Annotated in this window: 20 protein-coding genes and 2 pseudogenes; 13 read left to right on the top strand and 9 right to left on the bottom strand. The window is 59.9% G+C overall.

The window, feature by feature from the left end; all coding sequences use genetic code 11:
• The first annotated feature begins 34 nt into the window (after positions 1-34).
• The 6 genes from AC2FFD_RS04150 to aqpZ all read left to right on the top strand — a co-directional run bounded on the left by AC2FFD_RS04150 (position 35) and on the right by aqpZ (position 5,129).
• Positions 35-496 (top strand): peroxiredoxin, encoded by a 462-nt coding sequence (locus AC2FFD_RS04150; protein WP_170343959.1) that lies wholly within the window; start codon positions 35-37, stop codon positions 494-496.
• Between the two features lie 84 nt (positions 497-580).
• On the top strand, positions 581-1,399 hold the full coding sequence (locus AC2FFD_RS04145; protein WP_374041621.1) for a ferritin-like domain-containing protein: 819 nt from the start codon (positions 581-583) through the stop codon (positions 1,397-1,399).
• Between the two features lie 174 nt (positions 1,400-1,573).
• Entirely contained in the window at positions 1,574-2,905 is a 1,332-nt protein-coding gene (locus AC2FFD_RS04140) for a DUF5930 domain-containing protein (protein ID WP_496872059.1), read from the top strand.
• Positions 2,895-3,395 carry a bactofilin family protein gene (locus AC2FFD_RS04135; protein WP_117868644.1) on the top strand — a complete coding sequence of 167 codons (501 nt, stop codon included), beginning with the start codon at positions 2,895-2,897 and terminating at the stop codon, positions 3,393-3,395. Before AC2FFD_RS04140 ends, AC2FFD_RS04135 begins: the two co-directional genes overlap by 11 nt.
• Before the next feature lie 121 nt (positions 3,396-3,516).
• Entirely contained in the window at positions 3,517-4,326 is an 810-nt protein-coding gene (locus AC2FFD_RS04130; protein ID WP_496872058.1) for a M90 family metallopeptidase, read from the top strand.
• Between the two features lie 113 nt (positions 4,327-4,439).
• Entirely contained in the window at positions 4,440-5,129 is a 690-nt protein-coding gene (aqpZ, locus tag AC2FFD_RS04125; RefSeq protein ID WP_496872057.1) for an aquaporin Z, read from the top strand.
• 60 nt (positions 5,130-5,189) lie between these two features.
• Here the strand turns inward: aqpZ and AC2FFD_RS04120 are convergent, their stop codons facing one another.
• Together AC2FFD_RS04120 and AC2FFD_RS04115 are read right to left on the bottom strand one after the other, a co-directional pair.
• Complete coding sequence (locus tag AC2FFD_RS04120; RefSeq protein ID WP_257598928.1) at positions 5,190-5,747, bottom strand: peptidylprolyl isomerase; 558 nt, start codon at positions 5,745-5,747, stop codon at positions 5,190-5,192.
• Positions 5,740-6,246: a peptidylprolyl isomerase gene (locus tag AC2FFD_RS04115; RefSeq protein ID WP_170343953.1), complete on the bottom strand. Its 507-nt coding sequence runs from the start codon at positions 6,244-6,246 to the stop codon at positions 5,740-5,742. The genes AC2FFD_RS04120 and AC2FFD_RS04115 overlap by 8 nt, the downstream gene beginning before the upstream one ends.
• Before the next feature lie 133 nt (positions 6,247-6,379).
• On the opposite strand from AC2FFD_RS04115, the gene AC2FFD_RS04110 reads away from it, so the two are divergent.
• The 6 genes from AC2FFD_RS04110 (at position 6,380) to AC2FFD_RS04085 (ending at position 12,301) form a co-directional block, all read left to right on the top strand.
• Positions 6,380-7,570, top strand: a complete 1,191-nt coding sequence (locus tag AC2FFD_RS04110) for a phosphoglycerate kinase (RefSeq protein WP_170343952.1) — start codon at positions 6,380-6,382, stop codon at positions 7,568-7,570.
• A 71-nt stretch (positions 7,571-7,641) separates the two neighbouring features.
• Entirely contained in the window at positions 7,642-7,986 is a 345-nt protein-coding gene (locus AC2FFD_RS04105) for a lysozyme inhibitor LprI family protein (protein WP_496872056.1), read from the top strand.
• A 140-nt stretch (positions 7,987-8,126) separates the two neighbouring features.
• Positions 8,127-8,426: an FtsB family cell division protein gene (locus tag AC2FFD_RS04100; RefSeq protein WP_170343950.1), complete on the top strand. Its 300-nt coding sequence runs from the start codon at positions 8,127-8,129 to the stop codon at positions 8,424-8,426.
• A gap of 168 nt (positions 8,427-8,594) precedes the next feature.
• Positions 8,595-9,584, top strand: a complete 990-nt coding sequence (gene pdhA, locus AC2FFD_RS04095) for a pyruvate dehydrogenase (acetyl-transferring) E1 component subunit alpha (protein WP_171328037.1) — start codon at positions 8,595-8,597, stop codon at positions 9,582-9,584.
• A 15-nt stretch (positions 9,585-9,599) separates the two neighbouring features.
• The gene (locus tag AC2FFD_RS04090) at positions 9,600-10,973 is read left to right on the top strand and encodes a pyruvate dehydrogenase complex E1 component subunit beta (RefSeq protein WP_170343948.1); all 1,374 of its coding nucleotides are present in this window, start codon (positions 9,600-9,602) and stop codon (positions 10,971-10,973) included.
• Between the two features lie 14 nt (positions 10,974-10,987).
• Positions 10,988-12,301, top strand: coding sequence for a pyruvate dehydrogenase complex dihydrolipoamide acetyltransferase (locus tag AC2FFD_RS04085; RefSeq protein WP_496872052.1), 1,314 nt, complete (start codon positions 10,988-10,990; stop codon positions 12,299-12,301).
• Between the two features lie 201 nt (positions 12,302-12,502).
• Here the strand turns inward: AC2FFD_RS04085 and cysE are convergent, their stop codons facing one another.
• Entirely contained in the window at positions 12,503-13,312 is an 810-nt protein-coding gene (gene cysE / locus AC2FFD_RS04080) for a serine O-acetyltransferase (RefSeq protein WP_170343946.1), read from the bottom strand.
• 83 nt (positions 13,313-13,395) lie between these two features.
• Between cysE and AC2FFD_RS04075 the strand changes: the two genes are divergently transcribed.
• On the top strand, positions 13,396-13,734 hold the full coding sequence (locus AC2FFD_RS04075; RefSeq protein WP_480684073.1) for a TraR/DksA family transcriptional regulator: 339 nt from the start codon (positions 13,396-13,398) through the stop codon (positions 13,732-13,734).
• Here AC2FFD_RS04075 and AC2FFD_RS04070 read toward each other — a convergent pair.
• The 6 genes and pseudogenes from AC2FFD_RS04070 to AC2FFD_RS04045 all read right to left on the bottom strand — a co-directional run bounded on the left by AC2FFD_RS04070 (position 13,715) and on the right by AC2FFD_RS04045 (position 20,088).
• Positions 13,715-14,011, bottom strand: a complete 297-nt coding sequence (locus AC2FFD_RS04070) for a DUF7742 family protein (RefSeq protein ID WP_425078449.1) — start codon at positions 14,009-14,011, stop codon at positions 13,715-13,717. The two genes, AC2FFD_RS04075 and AC2FFD_RS04070, sit on opposite strands and share 20 nt — an antisense overlap.
• Positions 14,011-16,632 (bottom strand): annotated as a pseudogene (locus tag AC2FFD_RS04065) (baseplate multidomain protein megatron); the annotation flags it as partial. The gene AC2FFD_RS04070 and the pseudogene AC2FFD_RS04065, both read right to left, overlap by 1 nt.
• A gap of 150 nt (positions 16,633-16,782) precedes the next feature.
• A pseudogene (locus AC2FFD_RS04060) lies at positions 16,783-18,126 on the bottom strand (baseplate multidomain protein megatron); the annotation flags it as partial.
• The gene (locus AC2FFD_RS04055) at positions 18,126-18,572 is read right to left on the bottom strand and encodes an NlpC/P60 family protein (RefSeq protein WP_257598934.1); all 447 of its coding nucleotides are present in this window, start codon (positions 18,570-18,572) and stop codon (positions 18,126-18,128) included. The pseudogene AC2FFD_RS04060 and the gene AC2FFD_RS04055, both read right to left, overlap by 1 nt.
• On the bottom strand, positions 18,569-19,456 hold the full coding sequence (locus tag AC2FFD_RS04050; RefSeq protein ID WP_171614356.1) for a phage/gene transfer agent baseplate hub protein: 888 nt from the start codon (positions 19,454-19,456) through the stop codon (positions 18,569-18,571). Before AC2FFD_RS04050 ends, AC2FFD_RS04055 begins: the two co-directional genes overlap by 4 nt.
• Entirely contained in the window at positions 19,456-20,088 is a 633-nt protein-coding gene (locus AC2FFD_RS04045) for a DUF2460 domain-containing protein (protein WP_170343941.1), read from the bottom strand. Before AC2FFD_RS04045 ends, AC2FFD_RS04050 begins: the two co-directional genes overlap by 1 nt.
• Positions 20,089-20,097 lie beyond the last annotated feature (9 nt).

Below are 20,097 nucleotides of genomic sequence, written 5' to 3'. Positions count from 1 at the left end.
AGGCAGCCTTTAAAAACCTTCAGCGGAGTTTCCAATGCCCGACGTTTCAGACATCGCCCCTGACTTCACTTTGCCGCGCGACGGCGGCGGCGAGGTGACGCTTTCGGCGTTGCGCGGTAGCACCGTGGTTCTGTTCTTCTACCCCCGTGATGATACGCCGGGCTGCACCAAGGAATCCATCGGTTTCTCGGAACAACTTCAGGCCTTTGCGGATGCGGGTGCTCAAGTTTTCGGCATCTCGCGCGACAGCGTCGCCAAACATGACAAATTCGTCGCCAAGCATGGGCTGACAACACCGCTGTTGTCGGATGAGAACGCGACCGTCTGCGAGGATTACGGTGTGTGGGTCGAAAAGAACATGTACGGGCGCAAGTCGATGGGGATCGAGCGTTCCACCTTCATCATCGACCCGGAAGGCAAAATTGCCCGCGTTTGGCGCAAGGTCAAGGTTCCCGGTCACGTGGACGAGGTGCTGGAGGCCGTGCGGGCGCTGTAACGCCCTCGACCACGGTCGCCATCCGGTTTAAGAGCCACAGGATCAACCAGGCGGAGAATAATGGTGTCCAAATCGCTGACTCAGATGGCGACCGAAGTTCTTGCAACGGCGGAAGGTCGGGAAAAGACCGCCCTGTCCAAACAGCACGCCGCCGCGTGGTTTGCGTCGCGCAAGGGCGACGCACCGCCGATCGAGATCGGAACCGCGTCACCGCCGCTGCGACCCGCGCGCCCGGACCGGCCCGAACTCCTGTCTCCGCGCGAGGTGCCAAAGCGGAAGCCGGGCACCGAAGCGGGTCGCATCGCTCTGTTGCATGCCGTCGCGCATATCGAACTGAACGCCGTCGATCTGCATTGGGACATCATCGCCCGCTTTGGCCATGTGCCGATGCCGATCGGGTTTTATGACGATTGGGTGAAATGCGCCGAAGAGGAATCGCGCCATTTCGAGATGGTCTGCGATTGCCTTGAACAGATGGGCAGCCACTATGGTGCCTTGCCGGCCCATGCCGGAATGTGGCGTGCGGCCGAGGACACCGCAGACGACCTGATGGGACGGCTGGCGGTCGTGCCGATGGTGCTTGAAGCGCGCGGTCTGGACGTGACCCCCGGCATGATCGAGATCTTTCGCAAGGCCAGGGCCGAGCAGGCCATTGCCGCACTTGAGGTGATCTATGCCGAAGAAGTCGGCCATGTCGCCTATGGGTCCAAGTGGTTCCATTTCCTGTGCGGCCGGGAAAACGCCGACCCGAAGGATGTGTTTCACACTCTGGTGCGCCGGTATTTCCACGGTGTCCTGAAACCACCCTTCAACGAGGAAAAGCGGGCAGAGGCCGGGTTGCCACCGGACTTTTACTGGCCGCTGACCGAAGACCTGCCCGCGCCCGGCGAAATCACAAACTGACACCTCAGCATTGTTTTCGGCAATTTCCCGCCGATCTTTGGGGGGATTTCCACGCTGTTGGCGCCAGACTGATCAACAAACTTGCCCGAACGCTGCCTGCCCTTTATGCAATCGGCCCAAGGAGCGGCCGGCACTCACGACCGGGCCCGATCTTGGGGATGAGAGGTAGGACGCGTGCGAACACGTCTGGCAATAAAAATACACTCTGCACTTGAACGGTACTTTCCGGAACGCCGGGTTTTTCTGAAGTCTGACAAAGATACACGCTTTATCCGTCTCAGTTCGGAAACACAGGTGGTCGCGGTGGCCGGTGTTGCTGTCATGGTCGGATGGACTGCGGTGGCAACCGCCATTCTGCTGATGGACAGCATCGGTTCGGGCAATTTCCGGGAACAGGCGAAACGCGACCAGGCCACCTATCAGGAACGTTTGAATATCCTGTCCGCTGAACGCGACGCGCGTGCGAAGGAGGCCCTGGCCGCTCAGGATCGTTTCAACGCCGCGCTGGAACAGATTTCCGCCATGCAGTCCGAACTGCTGGCCTCGGAAAACCGCCGTCGCGAACTTGAGACGGGGATCGAAGTCATCCAGACCACGCTGCGCACGACCATGAAACAGCGGGAAGATGCGCGGGCGGAACTGGCGGCGCTGAAGCAGGAAACCAGCAACGCTGACATGTACGTTGCTGCCTCCACCGCCCCGGTGCAGATGGCGTTCATGACGGACGCCCTGGCGCGCACGGCCGAGGAACGCGACCAGATCGCCGCCAACGCCCGAGAGGCACTGGACCAGCGCGATGATCTTGAGCTGGAAATCCGCCTTATGCAGGAACGCAGTGACGAGATTTTCCGCCAGCTGGAAGAAGCCATGGTGATCTCGGTCGAGCCTCTGGACAAGATGTTCCGTCAGGCGGGAATGCCAACAGACCGCATCATCGAAGAAGTCCGGCGCGGATATAGCGGTATGGGCGGTCCGCTGACCCCTTTATCCCTTAGCACGCGCGGTGAGGTGGACGAGGTGTCCGCCGAGGAAGCCCGCGCGAATACATTGCTGAAACAGATGGATCAGCTGAACCTTTACCGACTTGCTGCGGAAAAGGCCCCCTTTGCCAATCCCGTACATTCGGCCGTGCGTTTTACCAGCGGCTATGGCAGCCGGCGCGACCCCAAAACCGGTGGTCGCCGGATGCATAACGGGGTCGATTTTGCCGGGCCGCAAGGCACGGACATCTTTGCGACAGCAGACGGCGTCGTTACCCACGCAGGCTGGCAATCCGGTTTCGGTCGGCTTGTGAAAATCAAGCACGCATTCGGAATTGAGACACTTTACGCTCATAACACCAAGATCAACGTGAAGGTTGGTCAAAGGGTCTCGCGCGGGGATCATATTGCTGATATGGGTAGCACCGGACGGTCGACCGGCACGCATCTGCACTATGAGGTGCGCGTGAACGGAAAACCCGTAAACCCAATGACTTACATCAAGGCTGCGAGAAATGTTTTCTAAAAGCAAAATCAACGAGCCCGCATCCAAGGCACCCGAGGCGGCCAAACCAGCCGCTCCGGCGACCCCAGCGGCCCCTGCACCGACCGAGTCGAAACCTGCCACTGCACCCAAGCCCAAACCGCCTGCGTCGGTTTTGTCTTCGGATCTGCACATCACTGGCAATATCAAAACCTCTGGTGACATACAGGTGGAAGGCACAGTCGAAGGCGACATCCGCGCTCACCTTCTGACCATTGGTGAGTCGGCAACGATCAAAGGTGAAGTCACCGCAGATGACGTCGTGATCAACGGACGTATCGTGGGTCGCGTACGTGGTCTCAAGGTGCGTCTGACATCGACCGCACGTGTCGAAGGCGACATCATCCACAAGACCATCGCCATCGAAAGCGGAGCGCATTTCGAAGGATCCGTACAGCGGCAGGACGATCCGCTGAATCCGGGCCGCAGCGCCAAAGCCGGATCGAACCCGGCAGCAGACGTCAAGCAGTAATTCGACCCATCAGGTCAGATCGGAAACGCCGCGGGGAGACCCGCGGCGTTTCTTTTTTGCACCGCAGCCTGAACCCGGGAAACCTGTTTTGATCCCGCCGGGATCACGTTAGGGTCGGGCCATGTTGATTTTTCTGACACTTGCTGCGGTGATCGCCGCAGGTCTGGCCTTTTACTTCTGGTCCAAACGACAGGCGCGCCACGCCCTGTTGGCCGCGCCGTTGACTGACAAGCAACGGCAGCTTGTCGACGCTCAGGTCCCGATCTTGCGGAAACTGCCGCAAGGCCTGCGCGCAAAGCTGGAGGGCAAGATCAACCTGTTCCTGGATCAGGTTGAATTCATCGGGTGTGACGGTCTGGACGTTTCCGAAGACATGCAACTGTCCATCGCCGCGCAAGCCTGTCTGCTGGTTGTGAATACCGATCTCTGGTATGACAATCTGACCACCATCCTGATCTATCCCAGCGCTTTCAAATCCAGGCAGAGCCGGCACAGCGGCTATGTCGTCACCGAGAAGGAAATCGTGCGCACCGGGGAAAGCTGGAACCGCGGCCCGGTGATCCTGTCCTGGGCCCACAGCCAGCGCGGGGCCATGAACGATCATGATGGCCAAAATGTTGTGTTTCACGAATTTGCCCACCAGATCGACGACCTGACCGGGTCGGCCAACGGGGTGCCCATACTTAGCGACGACCAAAGCTTTTCGGAATGGGAAGCCGCGTTCCTGACAGCCTATGACACGCATGTACGCGCCGTTGAATCCGGGCAGCCAACCGTAATCGACCCCTATGGCGCGGAAGGGCACGAGGAGTTTTTCGCCGTTTCGGTCGAAGTGTTCTTTGAGCGGCCAAAGGCCCTGCGCAGGTCGGACCCGGGGGTTTACAAGCAACTGTCCAAGCTGTTTCACCTGGATCCTTCTCAATGGCACTAAAGGCTTTTCGCCCCCTGTTGCGCGGGCGTCGGGAAAATTCCCCGTTCGGCTCAATTTAACAAAAGTTAATTTATGAATTACACTTAAGCGCATTGCATTGTGGAGGAAATTTCATGTCATCAAAACTACTGGCCGAGTTTTTCGGCACCTTCTGGCTGGTTCTCGGAGGTTGCGGCAGTGCCGTATTGGCAGCGGGCGTTGCGGATGTCGGCATAGGGTGGCTTGGCGTGTCCTTCGCCTTCGGCCTGACGGTTCTGACAATGGCCTACACGGTTGGCCATATCTCGGGCGGGCACTTCAATCCGGCGGTCAGCCTGGGTTTGATGATCGGCGGACGGTTTCCGGCAAAGGATCTGCTGCCCTACTGGATCGCTCAGGTCATCGGCGCCATCGCCGCCGCTGTGGTTTTGTACCTGATCGTCAGCGGTGCGCCCGAGTTCACCGGCGTCGGAGGATTTGCGTCAAACGGATATGGCAAGGCCTCACCCGGCGGGTATTCCCTGATGTCCGCTCTGGTGATCGAGATCGTGATGACCGCTTTCTTCATCCTGATCATTCTGGGCGCAACCTCGGACAAGGCACCGGCGGGTTTCGCCCCTATCGCGATTGGTCTGGGATTGACCCTGATCCACCTGGTATCAATTCCGGTCACCAACACTTCGGTCAACCCGGCCCGGTCCACAGGCGTCGCCCTGTTTGCCGACGGACCTGCCCTGTCGCAGCTGTGGCTGTTCTGGGTGGCCCCGCTGATTGGCGGCGCGATCGGAGCGCTCATCTGGAAAGCGATGTCACCGGACGATTGATACGCTTGCAACCAACCATAAAAAAGCCCGGCGTTTTGAGGAGCGCCGGGCTTTTTCATTTCACTCGGTAACGGTGACTTTTTTCATCACGTCGGGCTGGCCCGTAACTTCTCCGTTCTGGCCTGCGCCCCGCTTGATCGCATCCACCACGTCCATACCGTCGGTCACCTGACCGACCACGGTATATTCACCGTCAAGAAACGGGCCGGGTTCGAACATGATGAAGAACTGCGAATTGGCTGAATCCGGGTTCTGCGACCGGGCCATGCCGACCACGCCACGATCAAAGGTCACGTCAGAGAACTCTGCCGGCAGATCCGGGCGGTCTGATCCGCCACGCCCGGCATACCGCATGTCAAAGCCGTCCGCGGTGGAATTGCCGTATTGAACATCGCCGGTCTGCGCCATGAAGCCTTCGATCACGCGGTGGAACACCACGCCATCATACTTGCCATCCGCAGCCAGCGCCGTGATCTGTTCCACATGCTTGGGCGCGACATCCTCGAACAGGTCGATGGTGATCGTGCCATTGGCCCCTTCCCCTTCGACCTCGATCTGCAATCCGCTGGCCAGCGCCGGGCTTGCCAGCAAAGCAAAGGCGGCGGCGAACCTATACATCTGCGGCCACCTTGACGCTGATCATGCGGTCCGGGTTTGCAGGCGGTTCGCCACGTACGATCGCGTCCACATGCTCCATGCCTTCGATGACGCGGCCATAAACGGTGTACTGGCCGTTCAGGAAATGGTTGTCCTTGAAGTTGATGAAGAACTGCGAGTTGGCCGAATCCGGGTTCTGCGACCGGGCGGCGCCCAAAGTGCCGCGATCATGGGGCAGCTTGGAAAACTCTGCCGGAACGTTCGGCAGTGACGAACCGCCGGTTCCTGCCATACGCAGGTTGAACCCATCTTCCATATCGCCATGCTGCACGTCGCCGGTCTGCGCCATGAAACCGTCGATCACACGGTGGAAGGCCACGTTGTCGTACTGTCCGTCGCGGGCCAGTTCTTTCATCCGCGCGCTGTGCAATGGCGCCACATCCGGCAGCAGTTCGATGACGACATTGCCGTCTTTCAGCTCGATGATGATTGTGTTTTCGGGATCCTTGATCTCGGCCATGAGGCCCTCCTGTCGTTTATCTTGCGCAAATACCTATGACGCACGCGTACGAATGCCAAGTGACGCATTGACCTGAGGGCAAATTGCAGGAAAAGAACCGCCTAAATCATTTGCAAATGACGAGGATCGCACAATGGGCTGGAAAACGCTGGACGATATGGACCTGAACGGCAAACGCGTTCTGGTGCGTGTGGATATCAATGTGCCGGTCGTGGATGGCGTAGTTACCGACGCCACCCGCATCCAGAGAATCGTGCCCACTGTGCGCGACATTCTGGCCGCAGGCGGCAAGCCGATCCTTCTGGCCCATTTCGGTCGCCCCGGAGGCGAGCGGCGCGAAAACCTGTCGCTCAAGCAACTGGTTCCGACCCTCGAAAGCGCTTTTGGCACCAAAGTCCTGTTTGCTGCCGACTGTGTCGGAACCGAGGCCGAACTGGCGGCACAGGCGTTGCAGCCCGGCCAGGTGCTGTTGCTCGAGAACACGCGTTTTCACGCGGCGGAAACCAAGAACGATGCCGATCTGGCCGCAGGTATGGCCAGGCTGGGTGACGTGTATTGCAACGACGCGTTTTCAGCGGCGCACCGGGCCCACAGCTCGACCGAGGCCATCGCGCGCCTGCTGCCCGCTTGTGCCGGTCGTTTGATGCAGGCCGAGTTGCAGGCACTGGAAAGCGCGTTGGGCGCGCCCAAACGCCCGGTAACCGCAGTTGTGGGCGGTGCCAAGGTCTCGACCAAGCTGGAACTGCTGGGCAACCTGATCGACAAGGTCGATTATCTGGTGATCGGTGGAGGCATGGCGAATACATTCCTCGTCGCACAGGGCATCAGTGTTGGTAAATCACTGGCCGAAACTGCGATGAAAGACACCGCCGCCGAAATCCTCGCCAAAGCCAAAGGCACCGGCTGTCAGATCGTTCTGCCACGTGACGTCGTGGTGGCCGAAACGTTTGAAGCCAACGCCCCTCATCAGGTCCTGCCCGCAGATCAATGCCCCGAGGATGGCATGATCCTGGACGCTGGCCCCGAAAGCGTGGCCGCGATCATCGAGATATTCGACAAAAGCAAAACCCTGATCTGGAACGGCCCGCTGGGTGCGTTCGAACTGGAACCGTTTGACGCCGCCACCAACGCCGCCGCCTTGAAGGCGGCCGCACTCAGCCGTTCGGGCCAGCTGATCTCGGTCGCCGGGGGTGGAGACACGGTCGCGGCCCTGAATGCGTCGGGTGCAGCCAAGGACTTCACCTACATCTCGACCGCAGGTGGTGCATTCCTGGAATGGATGGAAGGCAAGACGCTGCCCGGTGTCGCGGCGCTGGATCAATAGGCGTCACTTACCGTTTTTGATCGCCTGATAGGGTTCATGGTATTATCCCCTTTTGAACGGGGGATTTTACCGTGAAGCCAATTTACCTTCTTGTCCTTTCCATCCTGCCCTGCTCTGCCGCAGCTCAAACCAGTTGCGGCGGTCATACCCAACTTGACGCCAATTTCTGCGCCAAAGAACAATGGGAAATCGCTGATCGCGAACTCAACCGGCTGTGGGCACAGATCAAACCCGCAGCCGATGCGCGCGGCGACGGTGATGCTCTTCTGACCGAACAACGCGCCTGGCTGAAAGCCCGAGACGCAACCTGCGAAAAAGAACTGTCGGGCGGCGGCAGCGCTGCCCCGATGTTCTACTGGACCTGCATGAAAGAGCAGACCGAGGCACGAAACCAGGCGCTGCAAGCGTGGCGCTGATCTGTACCAGAGCGCGCATAAAATACTGATGAAAAAATCGAATCAGGGGATTCACAACCCGAATCACCTGTGACATAGTGCGTTCAGATGTCCGCAAAGGGCACGTTTTTGAGGCAAGTTTTCATACGGCGGTAAACAGAGTGTCCCGTTCCCATCGGCCCGGTTTGGGCTCAATAGTCTTCTTCTCGGTGGCTTTCATGCTTGGTGTGTATTTCACCTTTGCCGCCGTGCAGGGTGACTATGGCCTGTTTCGGCGGGTCGAAATCGCTGCGGAACGGGACGCCCTGTCACACGACCTGGAAAAACTGAATGCCCAAATCGCCGAATTGGAAAACCTGACCCGCCGCCTGTCTGATACCTATCTGGATCTCGACCTGCTCGATCAGCAGGCGCGTTCGGTTCTTGGCATGATCCGGGCGGATGAAATCGTGATCCGCTGATCCTTTTCGGGTGCCGTAATTCTTCGATACATCGTTGCACCGCTTTGCATTTCAGCTCAGCCGCGCCGCGCCGACGCTGCGTCACATTTCCCCTCGCCAGAAAGCCCCAAATGCTTTATGAGATAGTTTAACGCTAAACTATCTTGCCGAAAGGGGGAGATCGCCACTATGGCTGCGCGAAAAACCACAAAGAAACCAAATGTTTCTGCGGAAGAACTCAAGACATACTACCGCGAGATGCTTCTGATCCGTCGATTCGAGGAAAAGGCGGGCCAACTTTACGGCATGGGTCTGATCGGCGGGTTCTGCCACCTTTACATCGGACAAGAGGCGGTTGTTGTTGGGCTCGAAGCGGCAGCTCAGGACGGCGACAAGCGGATCACCTCTTATCGGGACCACGGCCATATGCTGGCCTGTGGCATGGACCCGGGCGGCGTGATGGCCGAACTGACCGGGCGCGAAGGCGGCCTGTCCAAGGGCAAGGGCGGTTCGATGCACATGTTCTCGAAAGAGAAGCATTTCTATGGTGGCCATGGCATCGTTGGCGCGCAGGTTCCGCTGGGTGCCGGTCTGGCCTTCGCCGACAAGTACAAGGAAACCGGCGGCGTGACCTTTACCTATTTCGGCGACGGTGCCGCAAACCAGGGTCAGGTCTATGAGACGTTCAACATGGCCGCCCTGTGGGATCTTCCCGTGGTTTTCGTGATCGAGAACAACCAATACGCCATGGGCACAGCGCAGGCGCGTTCGACCTCGTCACCTGACATATACGTGCGCGGCGAAGCGTTCGGCATTCCCGGCGAGATCGTCAACGGTATGGATGTGCTGGCCGTCAAAGCTGCTGGTGAAAAGGCCGTTGCCCACTGCCGCGCCGGCAAGGGCCCTTACATTCTTGAGGTCAAGACCTACCGCTATCGCGGCCACTCGATGTCTGACCCGGCCAAATACCGCACCCGCGAAGAGGTTCAGAAAGTCCGCGAACAAAGCGACCCGATCGAACATGTGCGCGAGCTGCTTCTGACCGGCAAACACGCGACCGAGGATGACCTGAAGGCGATCGACAAGGAAATCAAAGAGATCGTCAATCAGGCCGCCGAATTCTCGAAAGAAAGCCCCGAGCCCGCCGTTGAAGAGCTCTGGACCGACATTTACGCCTGAGAGGACGAATAAGACATGGCAACCGAAATTCTCATGCCCGCCCTTTCACCCACGATGGAAGAGGGCACGCTGGCCAAATGGCTGGTCAAGGAAGGCGACACCGTCTCCAGCGGTGACATCCTGGCCGAAATCGAGACCGACAAGGCGACAATGGAATTTGAAGCTGTCGACGAGGGCATCGTCGGCAAGATCCTGATCGCCGAAGGCACCGAAGGGGTCAAAGTGAACACCCCGATTGCGGTTCTGGTCGAAGAAGGCGAAGACGCCTCGGCCCTGCCCACGGCTGCACCCGCAGCCGCAGCGGTGGCCGAAGCCGCCCCTGCGGCGGTCGAGGCCCCCGCTCCTGCCGCTGCGGCCCCGGCCGCTCCGGTGGTGGATCTTTCGCCCGACTGGCCCGCAGATGCCGAGATGAAATCCGAAACCGTTCGCGAAGCGCTGCGTGACGCGATGGCCGAAGAAATGCGCAACGACGAAGACGTCTATCTGATGGGCGAGGAAGTCGCCGAGTATCAGGGCGCCTACAAGATTTCCCAGGGCCTTCTGGACGAGTTCGGGCCCAAGCGCGTGATCGATACACCGATCACCGAGCATGGTTTCGCCGGTATCGCCGTGGGGTCGGCCTTTGGCGGGCTGAAGCCGATCGTCGAGTTCATGACGTTCAACTTCGCCATGCAGGCGATCGACCAGATCATCAACTCGGCCGCCAAGACGCTTTATATGTCCGGTGGCCAGATGGGCTGCCCCATCGTGTTCCGCGGTCCCAACGGCGCCGCCGCCCGCGTCGCGGCCCAGCACAGCCAGGACTATGCCGCCTGGTACATGCAGATCCCCGGCCTGAAAGTCGTCATGCCCTATTCGGCGGCTGACGCCAAAGGATTGCTGAAATCAGCCATCCGCGACCCAAACCCGGTGATCTTCCTGGAAAATGAGATCCTCTACGGTCGCTCCTTCGACATGCCACAGGTAGACGACCTGACCATCCCGCTGGGCAAGGCGCGTATCTGGCGCGAAGGCTCGGACGTGACCATCGTCAGCTTTGGCATCGGCATGCAATACGCGCTGGAAGCCGCAGACAAGCTGGCCGAAGAGGGCATCAGCGCCGAGGTCATCGACCTGCGCACCATCCGCCCGATGGATACCGGCGCGATCATCAACTCGGTGATGAAGACCAACCGTCTGGTGACTGTGGAAGAAGGTTGGCCGCAAGGCTCGGTCGGCAGCTACATCTCGTCCGTCGTGATGCAAGAAGCGTTCGACTATCTCGACGCGCCGGTCATCAACTGCACCGGCAAGGACGTTCCGATGCCCTACGCCGCAAACCTCGAAAAGCTGGCGCTGATCACTACGGACGAGGTGATCGAAGCCGTCAAACAAGTGACCTACCGGTAAGGAGCGACAGACAGATGCCCACCGAAATTCTGATGCCCGCCCTTTCACCGACCATGGAGGAAGGCACGCTTGCAAAATGGCTGGTCAAGGAAGGCGACACCGTCTCCTCCGGCGACCTGCTGGCCGAGATTGAAACCGACAAGGCCACGATGGAGTTCGAAGCCGTCGATGAAGGCATCGTCGGCAAGATCCTGGTTCCTGAAGGCACCGAAGGGGTCAAGGTGAACACCCCCATCGCCGTGCTGCTGGAAGATGGCGAAAGCGCCGATGACATCGCCGCGGCCCCGGCCAAGGCCCCCGAGGCTGCCTCCGCAGCCGACGCGGGCAACGAGGCCGCCGCACCTGCGGCGTCCGAGGCGCCCACCCCTGCCCCCGCGCCGGCCGCTCCGGTCAAGGCGGATGGCGGTCGCATCTTTGCTTCTCCTCTGGCACGACGGATCGCCGCTCAGAAAGGTCTCGATCTGGCACAGATCACAGGCTCTGGCCCGCATGGCCGCATCGTCAAGGCGGATGTCGAAGGCGCGACGGCCACTGCGACGCCCCCTGCCCCGGCAGCCACCGCAACCGCACCTGCGACTGCGCCGGCGGCGGCCTCAGGACCGTCCGCGGATATGGTCGCGCGGATGTATGAGGGTCGCGAATACGAAGAGATTCAGCTCGACGGCATGCGCAAAACCATCGCTGCGCGTCTGGGCGAGGCCAAACAGACCATCCCGCATTTCTACCTGCGCCGCGACATCAAGCTGGATGCACTGCTGAAGTTCCGCAGCCAGTTGAACAAGCAGTTGGAAGGCCGTGGCGTGAAACTGAGCGTCAACGACTTCATCATCAAGGCCGTCGCCAACGCGTTGCAGCAGGTTCCGGCCTGCAACGCCGTCTGGGCGGGCGACCGCGTACTGCAACTCAAGCCATCGGACGTGGCCGTCGCGGTCGCGATCGAGGGCGGGTTGTTCACCCCGGTTCTTCAGGACGCCGACATGAAATCTCTGTCTGCTCTGTCGACCGAGATGAAGGACCTCGCCGCCCGTGCCCGCGAGCGCAAGCTGGCACCGCATGAATACCAGGGGGGCACGTTTGCCATCTCGAACCTGGGTATGTTCGGCATCGACAATTTCGACGCCATCGTGAACCCGCCTCACGCCGGTATTCTGGCGGTGGGTACAGGCGTGAAAAAGCCGGTTGTCGGGGATGATGGAGAACTGACGGTGGCGACCGTAATGTCTGTTACCATGTCCGTCGATCACCGCGTCATCGACGGCGCGTTGGGGGCAGAACTGCTCAAGGCTATTGTCGACAACCTGGAAAACCCGATGGTCATGCTGGCCTGAGGATCCGAATAACGCCCGTGCCCCGGACAGCCGGGGCGCGGGCAGCCTCAAGTCTTGGCGCTGAATTGAACTTGCGTGATCGGGGCACCGATTGCCAAGCAGAAAGCCGCTCAGGCCAGACGGCAAGAGCTTCGCAAACAAAATCGGGAAGAACGGCGGCGAAGCGGCTGGACAAACGCGCCAACCGCTCTCGCTGAGCTGTTACTGATCCTTGCCCAGCATATGATCCATCGAGATCGAAGGCTGGTCGCACCCGGCTTCACCAACGATCTTGGCGGGGATACCGGCGACCGTCTTGCAGGGCGGCACCTCTTGCAGCACCACCGAACCGGCCGCGATGCGGCTGCAATGGCCAATGGTGATATTGCCCAGCACCTTGGCCCCGGCGCCGATCAGAACACCGTCTCCGATTTTTGGATGACGGTCTTCTTCTTCCTTGCCGGTTCCGCCCAGTGTCACCGAGTGCAGCATCGACACGTTGTCGCCAACCACTGCCGTCTCGCCAATCACGATGGAATGGGCATGGTCGATCATGATGCCCTTGCCGATTTTGGCTGCCGGGTGAATGTCGATCCCGAAAATCTCGGATGAGCGCATCTGGAAGAAATAGGCCAGATCATAGCGCCCCTTGCGCCACAACCAATGGGCCACGCGATATGCCTGCATGGCCTGATACCCTTTGAAATAAAGGATCGGCTGCAACAACCGATGACAGGCCGGGTCACGTTCGTAAACGGCCATAAGGTCCGCGCGGGCGGCTTCGAGCAAACCCGGATCGTCGGCATATGCCTCATCCACGACTTCACGCAGGACCATCATCGACATTTCGTTCGAGCACAGCTTGGCCGCCACCCGATATGAAAGCGCGCGTTCAAGGCTGCGGTGATGCAGGATACAGGCGTGCACGAGTCCCCCCATGAGGGGTTCTTTCTCGACGGCCGCATGGGCCTCGGATGTGATACGGTTCCAGACCGGATCAACCGGTGTCACATGGCTGCGCTTTTCGAACATGGCTTTGATCCTTTGCTGCGCCTAGAATGCCATTTAGTGGCAAAAAGACCAAACGCAAACCCATGATCGGTCATGTAACGAAAATGAATGAGTCAGAGCGCACCCATTTCGAAACACGAATTCGCGAACGATTGGCGGAATTGCAAGAGGTGTCAGCCTCGGGACAGCAGGCTCAGGCCATAGTCGAACTGGATCAACAGGCCGTTGGACGGCTGAGCCGCATGGATGCGCTGCAAAACCAGGCCATGGCCAAGGCACAGCAGGCCAATCGCGATGTGGAAACACGCCGGCTCCTGGCCGCGTTGGAACGGCTTGAATCGAGCGAGTTCGGATATTGCGAGGACTGCGGCGAGCGTATTCCGGATGGGCGGCTGACTCTGGATCTGGCCGCCAGCAAATGCGTCAGCTGCGCGTCCGGCTAGCCTGAAATCTGGCAAGCTGGTGCAGAACCATCTCAAAACACTGACAATATTGCAGATCGTCAAACCCGGGTTCATCTGCCAGTGTCCTGTTTCGCGCAACGGCCATGAGTGAACCATTGCCGTAAACCGGGTGGAGCTTGCCGGTGCGCTCCAAATGCCTGTCCGCCAATTCCGCCTCGTGGATCATCCGCACACACAAAGCCCCCCTGTCCGGCTGCGGCACGGCCAGCAAGGCGCGCGCCGCAGCACTGACATCCCCATGCAGAACCGGCCGCATCAGGCAGCGTGCCCAACCGCAAGACGCGACCAAGCACCCGGTCCGAATACAGCAGATACCTGGGCCACTTCGACCTCATAGCCCCCAGACAGACCATCCGCCGCTTTCATGGCTGTCGAATAGGTCCACCTTGGTTGGGATGTCAGTTCTTCACGCAGAACGGTTCCACCCGCAATGACACGGACCAGATAGGATTCGCTTTCTTCGCCCAGGGGGATCTCCAGCCCCGACCAGTCATCCGCATCCGTTCGGGCACGTCGAATCCACGTAAGCTCATCCCCGGCGGCACCAGACCGAACCCGCATGTGCACAGGCGCGTAGGGGCGCAATCCGTTGCCTGCAAACGAGGCAATCAGGTGTTGATAGGACGGATCATCATAGCCGCGGGTCGCAGGCCCAATGCGATAGTGTTTGGCAAGACGTCTTTCGTTTCGCAGCAGGCTGATCTGCTGCACCCTGTCATTGAGCAGAACGAATACTGATCCATCCGGCCATACATCAGGCATCAAAGCGTCTGTTCCCAGTTGACCCCTGAGCCGCCCGGACAATGCGTATACATCCGGGGCCTCGAGCGCCGCGTCAGAGAACTGAAAAACTTCCCAGTTACCGGGTGTTCCGTCACCGATTGCAGCCAGATTGACGCCATTCATCACCGAGCTGCGCGGGCGGGATTCCAACTGACCTGCAAGCAGTTTGACCTTCAAGGCAGGGCCCTCATCCCAGACACCGACACTGGCGCGTCTCAGCGGTGTTTCGGTCACGCCGACCACGGCCCGCTGGGCAATGACGTCGCTCAGGCGATAGCTATCGTCGCTGGACGAGGAATAGACCGCTGCCGCCCCGGGCCATGGGTCTCCGGTAACGGCCAGATAGGGCGCGTGAGGGGCCTCGGCCCCCGTGATCAAGGGCAGATCCAGAAAGACCGGCAGAACGGGGACCGGCGCGGCATAGGGTTTGACCGTTGCCGGGTCGTCATTCAATTCGGACGCCTTGTACACGCCCTGTTCGATCCGGACCGCTTCAACCAGTTGCAGGTCAGCGGATTCCAACCGGTCAATCCGGTAAACCGGCCCGGTTTCAGCGTCTGTCAAACGAACCAGATCCCCTGCCCCCAGGTGCATTTGAGACGGCGGAAGCGCAAACCGAACCGTATCGCGGGAAACTCTGGCTTCGCTCAACCAGCGTTCGGCTGTTTGCCGCCCCTCGGTGCGGGTCATGGACAGGGGCATCTCATTCACCGATACGGAATGGGTGCGATCATCGGGCAAAACCGCCTCTTCCGCGACGACATCATGATCCGCGTCCGACTGAACAAAGCGCAGACGAACGCGCCCGGTCATTTCGGCCTCGGCCTCACGCCGGTGTTCGACCGTCCCTTCAAGATCGCTGCTGATCGCCAGATGATCGGGGTTCAAGGCAACTGCGCCATACCCGTCGCGCATCTGGAACCTCAACACTCCGTCCCTTTCGATCGCATCAAACCCATAGCGCAGCATCAGCGGCTGCAAAGCGGAACGGGTGTTCGTCACGTCTTCGATGACATACCCGCGGACCACACCGTACAGACCAGAAACGTCTATATCCGTGACACCTGCGCCGTGGCAGATTTCGGTCACCACGGAGGCCAACGTACGAGACCCGGACCGACCGTTCAGCCAGTGCCCTCTGGGATAGTTCTCGCCATCGTCCCACTGGCTTTTCAGGTTCGGAAAGGTCGGAAACGGACGGGTATCCCATGCCCAGACATACGCGTTTGCCATGTCCAGCATCGGCGCACCGTAGATGTCCGAGGTCGGATTGACCTTCGGATCGTTCCAATAGCCAAGCATCGCCGTCAGATACTGAACCTGAATGAAGTCGTCGCGCAGCCCGTTTGAATACGCGGGCAACAGCGATTCCGATGATTTCGGGTCCAGGAATTTGTTTGGCTGGTTCGTGCCTTTGTCGATTGCCGCGCACCCCAACTCGGTGAACCAGATCGGTTTCGAGCCGGGCACCCAATCGGTCGGGTTGGGTTGACGCACGCCTCCGACCCGTTCGTGATGCGGATTCGACCACCAGTTGCGCAGGTCCTTGTATCGCCAGATCCACGGCTCGTCATGCCCCTGATCCTCGATCGGAGTCCTGATCTGCGCTTCCGCCTCTTCCGGAGAGGCGTAATACCAGTCATACCCTTCACCGCCTTCGATATTGCTGCGAAGATACCCCAGGTCGTATATCGAAGGCGCGCCGGCCTCGGCGTCCAGATGGTGTTCACCGTCGCGCCAATCGGACAACGGCATGTAGTTGTCGATGCCGATGAAATCGATGTTGTCGTCCGCCCAAAGAGGGTCGAGGTGAAAATACCTGTCGCTGGTGCCCTGTGGCTGGTATCCGAAATACTCGCTCCAGTCCGCTGCATAGCCGATTTTCGTGTCCGGCCCCAGAATCTGACGGACCTCGGCCGCCAAGGCGCAAAGCTGCGCAACGGCCGGAAAGCCCGAAGCCCCCCTGATCTGGGTCAGGCCACGCATCTCGGACGAGATGCAGAATGACGAAACTCCGCCAGCAGCCTTGCACAGCATGGCATAGTGCAGAATGAAACGCCGCAGGCCCCATTCCTGAGGGCCGGAATATGTGATGATTTCTTTGGCCGTGACTCCGCTGTCCCCTAGCAGCCCGTCAAAGGTACCGCCCCCGGAGACCCAGGTTAAACCGGTATCCCCTCTGTCGTCGGGCCGACCACCCGGTCTGGGCCTGACCGGACCACCCGAGCCACCGCCGGTGCCGCCCGATCCGTTCGTATCCTGGTTGATCGCAAAATCCTGCGCTCGAGCTGTTCCGAAGAACGCGGCGACCTGTGCATCGGCCGCGGCCGTCTGGTCCACAGAACCCGGACGCCCCGGCGCCACATCCAGGGTGATCCGCCCACGCCACGGCAGGTGAGGCTGACTTGACGCATCCGACCAGGGATCGGGCAGCCCATTCCCCGGCAATTGCTCCATCAGGATGAATGGGTAAAACATCACCCGCTTGCCGGATTGGTTCAGATGCCGGATCGCCTCGACCACGGCCGCATCCGCCGGAGTCCCCCCATAGACCGGGCGGCCGTTCTGTCGCACCACAAGCCCGGCGCCGCTTCGGGCCTGATCAGATACGATCCAGGGCATATCGCTGCTGTCGATCTCACGCTGTTCGATCTTGGGCCGAATTTCGCATTGCCCGCATCTCAGATCATCGCCGAACCACGACACCACCAATGATGCGGCATCACAATTGGGCAACTCGCTTTCCAGCGCTCGGGTCGAGGAGACAAGATCCGAGGTGCCGGACGCGGAATGTGCGTTGGCAGGCCAGCTTTTACCAGATTGTGAATAATTCACCTGAGAGCTGGCCAGAGCATATTCTCCGGTCCCCGGTATCATGGCGACCCCGCGCACGATCTGAGGCAATGCACTGTCATGATCGGGCATGTCCCGCTGCGTGGGGCGAACAACTTCGAATGAAAACTGCGGCACCCGGTTGCCGAAAGCGCCGAGCGGGAAGTCCTCGATCACGACATAGGCGGTTCCGCGATACGCTGGAACTGTTCCCGCGCCCTCAATCGCCTCGATCAGCGGGTCTGGCAACTGATCCCACGTACCATGGTAAACCCGCATGTTGAGGCTGGATCGATCTTGTTCTTCTCCATCCGCCCAGATGCGCGCGACATCGGCAATCTCACCAGCGCCGACCGCAATCGCCAGCGAAATCGAGTAACTGTACGTGACGGTAGTCACCTCAGGGGTCTTGGGTTTCCCCTTGCCACCCCCGCCACCACCCTCTGTGGTGGTCGTCTGGGTCTCGAGAAAATCCGAAGCCCAAATGACCTGACCACCCACACGCATACGGCCAAACACGGTGGTCACCGGCGCACCTTCGCCGGTTTCCGTCAACCGAAACCGATCCATGCGGCCGGTTTCGACGACTTCACTGCCACTGCCCATTACGGACTGGTTAAAGAACTTCTGGTCAAGGACCCGCCCGACCGTCGCACCGACGGCCCGACCGATAACTGCGGTTGAAAGGCCCGCGACCGTGCCCCCTATCGAACCGCCCAGCGCGGCCCCGGCTGCAGAAAGAAGAATAGTGGCCATCAATGCATCTCCATCGGGAATTCGAAACAGGAAACGATACGGCGGTACCACGGCCTGCTCAGTGCGTTTTCCACCACGCCGTGGCCGGAATACGCGTGAATAAAGCGCGGCTCGGGTTGCGTGGTACTGACGATGCCCAGGTGTTTGGCGACGCTTGTGTCGCGCATCCGAAACAGCAGAACGTCCCCCGATGCCATCTTGCCTATTGGTTTTTCGACCAGATGCCGCCTGGCCGCCACCCACATCCGTTCCTCACCCTGCGGTTCGGACCAGTCCATGCTGTAGGCCGGAACAGATTCAGGTTCCCGCCCGATCACGGCGCGCCAAACGCCCCGCAACAGGCCCAGACAATCCGCACCGGCACCTTTGACCGAGGCCTGATGCACATAAGGCGTTCCAAGCCATTCGCGCGCCTCTGTCACGATATCCTCTCTACGTATTGTCACCGTAAGCTGCCTCCGCTATTGGCTTTGCTTTTCTTGGGAACAGCCATGACCCAGTCTTCGCCCGGAAGATCTGGAAACCCTTGAAAATTCAAAAAGTTGTTGAACTTGAACCGGCAGGTTTCCATGCGCTTGTCGCATCCTGCCCGCAGCTTCACACTGTCGCCGATCGCCAGGCTTGCCCCGAAGCCGGACCAAAGCGTGATCTCCCGCCCGGTTGCCGTCTGCCTGTCGTTCTTGATCGAAGACCACAACCCCTTGGCAGAACCGGACAAAACATCCACGCGCCCCCGTTCGAACCAGCCTTCTTCAATGGTCTGGCCTCCTGCGACATGCAGAAGGGTGCCGCCATCGAAACCCGAGATCACACCGTCGAACCAATACCCCGGCGTGTCGGTGTTGAACCGGCAGGCCCGATCCCCCAACACAGCCGTGCAAGGCTTTTGGTAAACGCGCCCCAAAGGGCGGTTCAGCAAGTCGGTCAGGCCACGCAATTCCGCATGGAACGCGCCGCCAGAGCGGCGCAACTCACCAATTGAACCCCGGAACTGAAGGACGCGTTGATCCAGATCTGTCCAGTTGACCAACCAGGCGCGCACCTCGGCCCCGTCAAAACGCCCCGCTTCGATATCCTCGTCGCGAATGGCCGCATCAGACAGGGCGCCCATCGCTTCCGTGTTGTCGATTGACAGACCCGTAGCCTGCTCGATGGCAGCGGCCGTCAGACCGGTGCTGGCCTTGAAGGTCAACCCGTCAAAACTCAGCTCCATGTCGTGGTCGGTGAAACCGTATTCCTGACCGTCCGTGCGTTTGATCGCCCAACAGCGGCAGACCGTTGTCAACCCGCTTTGCAGATGCGCGTGCAGGCCCTGTATATCTTCAGCCATCAGATGCGCACCTCGACCACTGGAACGTTCGGTACGTCGCCGGCCTGGAAACTTGCCACACTGGTCTGGATTTTGTCGGTGTCAAAACGCACCGGCACATCAAATTCAAAACCCGCGGTGATATCGACTTCTTCCGGCGGCGGGTCCGCAAACGTGACCTTGCCCGTCGTCAGATCAACGTCAAAATCCACGCCCTCGCGGACCTCATCCTGATCCAGCCCCAGACGCACCGTCCCCAATACCGGTTTCACGATGGGGCGCGCATAGCTTACTCCGCCCGATTGGTAGGTCTTGATCAACTGGAATTCGGTGCGTGTTCCGTCGCCTTTGGCGATCACCTGATCTCCGAAACTGGTGTCCGCCGAGGCCTTGCCGGATTTGAAATCCGACCAGTCTTTCCAGCGAAAGCCGAACATCTGGCCCTGCCGTGCTTCGAAGAAGGAAATCAATGTCTCGATATCGTCCAGCGAACGCATCCCCAACCCCGCATCATATCGGCGGCGCGAATGGGCCCAGGGCGTGTTGCGCTCTTCAAAACCATTGGCCAGCGTCACGATGTCCGTGCGCCGTTCCGGGCCGCCGACCGAGCCAAAGCTCAGGCTGGCGGGAAATCTCACCTCGTGGAAATTCATCAGCTGCTC

It is taken from the genome of Ruegeria sp. YTSC002, assembly GCF_059609845.1.
Note: the sequence above shows the minus strand (reverse complement) of the source record. Positions and strands in the feature narration are given on the sequence as shown.

Coding starts and splice junctions, on each gene's coding strand:
- AC2FFD_RS04110 (WP_170343952.1), top strand. CDS start 6,380: ATGGGCTGGAAAACGCTGGACGATATGGACCTGAACGGCAAACGCGTT.
- AC2FFD_RS04090 (WP_170343948.1), top strand. CDS start 9,600: ATGGCAACCGAAATTCTCATGCCCGCCCTTTCACCCACGATGGAAGAG.
- AC2FFD_RS04075 (WP_480684073.1), top strand. CDS start 13,396: ATGAATGAGTCAGAGCGCACCCATTTCGAAACACGAATTCGCGAACGA.
- AC2FFD_RS04145 (WP_374041621.1), top strand. CDS start 581: ATGGCGACCGAAGTTCTTGCAACGGCGGAAGGTCGGGAAAAGACCGCC.
- AC2FFD_RS04115 (WP_170343953.1), bottom strand. CDS start 6,246: ATGGCCGAGATCAAGGATCCCGAAAACACAATCATCATCGAGCTGAAA.
- aqpZ (WP_496872057.1), top strand. CDS start 4,440: ATGTCATCAAAACTACTGGCCGAGTTTTTCGGCACCTTCTGGCTGGTT.
- AC2FFD_RS04085 (WP_496872052.1), top strand. CDS start 10,988: ATGCCCACCGAAATTCTGATGCCCGCCCTTTCACCGACCATGGAGGAA.
- pdhA (WP_171328037.1), top strand. CDS start 8,595: ATGGCTGCGCGAAAAACCACAAAGAAACCAAATGTTTCTGCGGAAGAA.
- AC2FFD_RS04070 (WP_425078449.1), bottom strand. CDS start 14,011: ATGCGGCCGGTTCTGCATGGGGATGTCAGTGCTGCGGCGCGCGCCTTG.
- cysE (WP_170343946.1), bottom strand. CDS start 13,312: ATGTTCGAAAAGCGCAGCCATGTGACACCGGTTGATCCGGTCTGGAAC.
- AC2FFD_RS04050 (WP_171614356.1), bottom strand. CDS start 19,456: ATGGCTGAAGATATACAGGGCCTGCACGCGCATCTGCAAAGCGGGTTG.
- AC2FFD_RS04130 (WP_496872058.1), top strand. CDS start 3,517: ATGTTGATTTTTCTGACACTTGCTGCGGTGATCGCCGCAGGTCTGGCC.
- AC2FFD_RS04045 (WP_170343941.1), bottom strand. CDS start 20,088: ATGAATTTCCACGAGGTGAGATTTCCCGCCAGCCTGAGCTTTGGCTCG.
- AC2FFD_RS04135 (WP_117868644.1), top strand. CDS start 2,895: ATGTTTTCTAAAAGCAAAATCAACGAGCCCGCATCCAAGGCACCCGAG.
- AC2FFD_RS04120 (WP_257598928.1), bottom strand. CDS start 5,747: ATGTATAGGTTCGCCGCCGCCTTTGCTTTGCTGGCAAGCCCGGCGCTG.
- AC2FFD_RS04150 (WP_170343959.1), top strand. CDS start 35: ATGCCCGACGTTTCAGACATCGCCCCTGACTTCACTTTGCCGCGCGAC.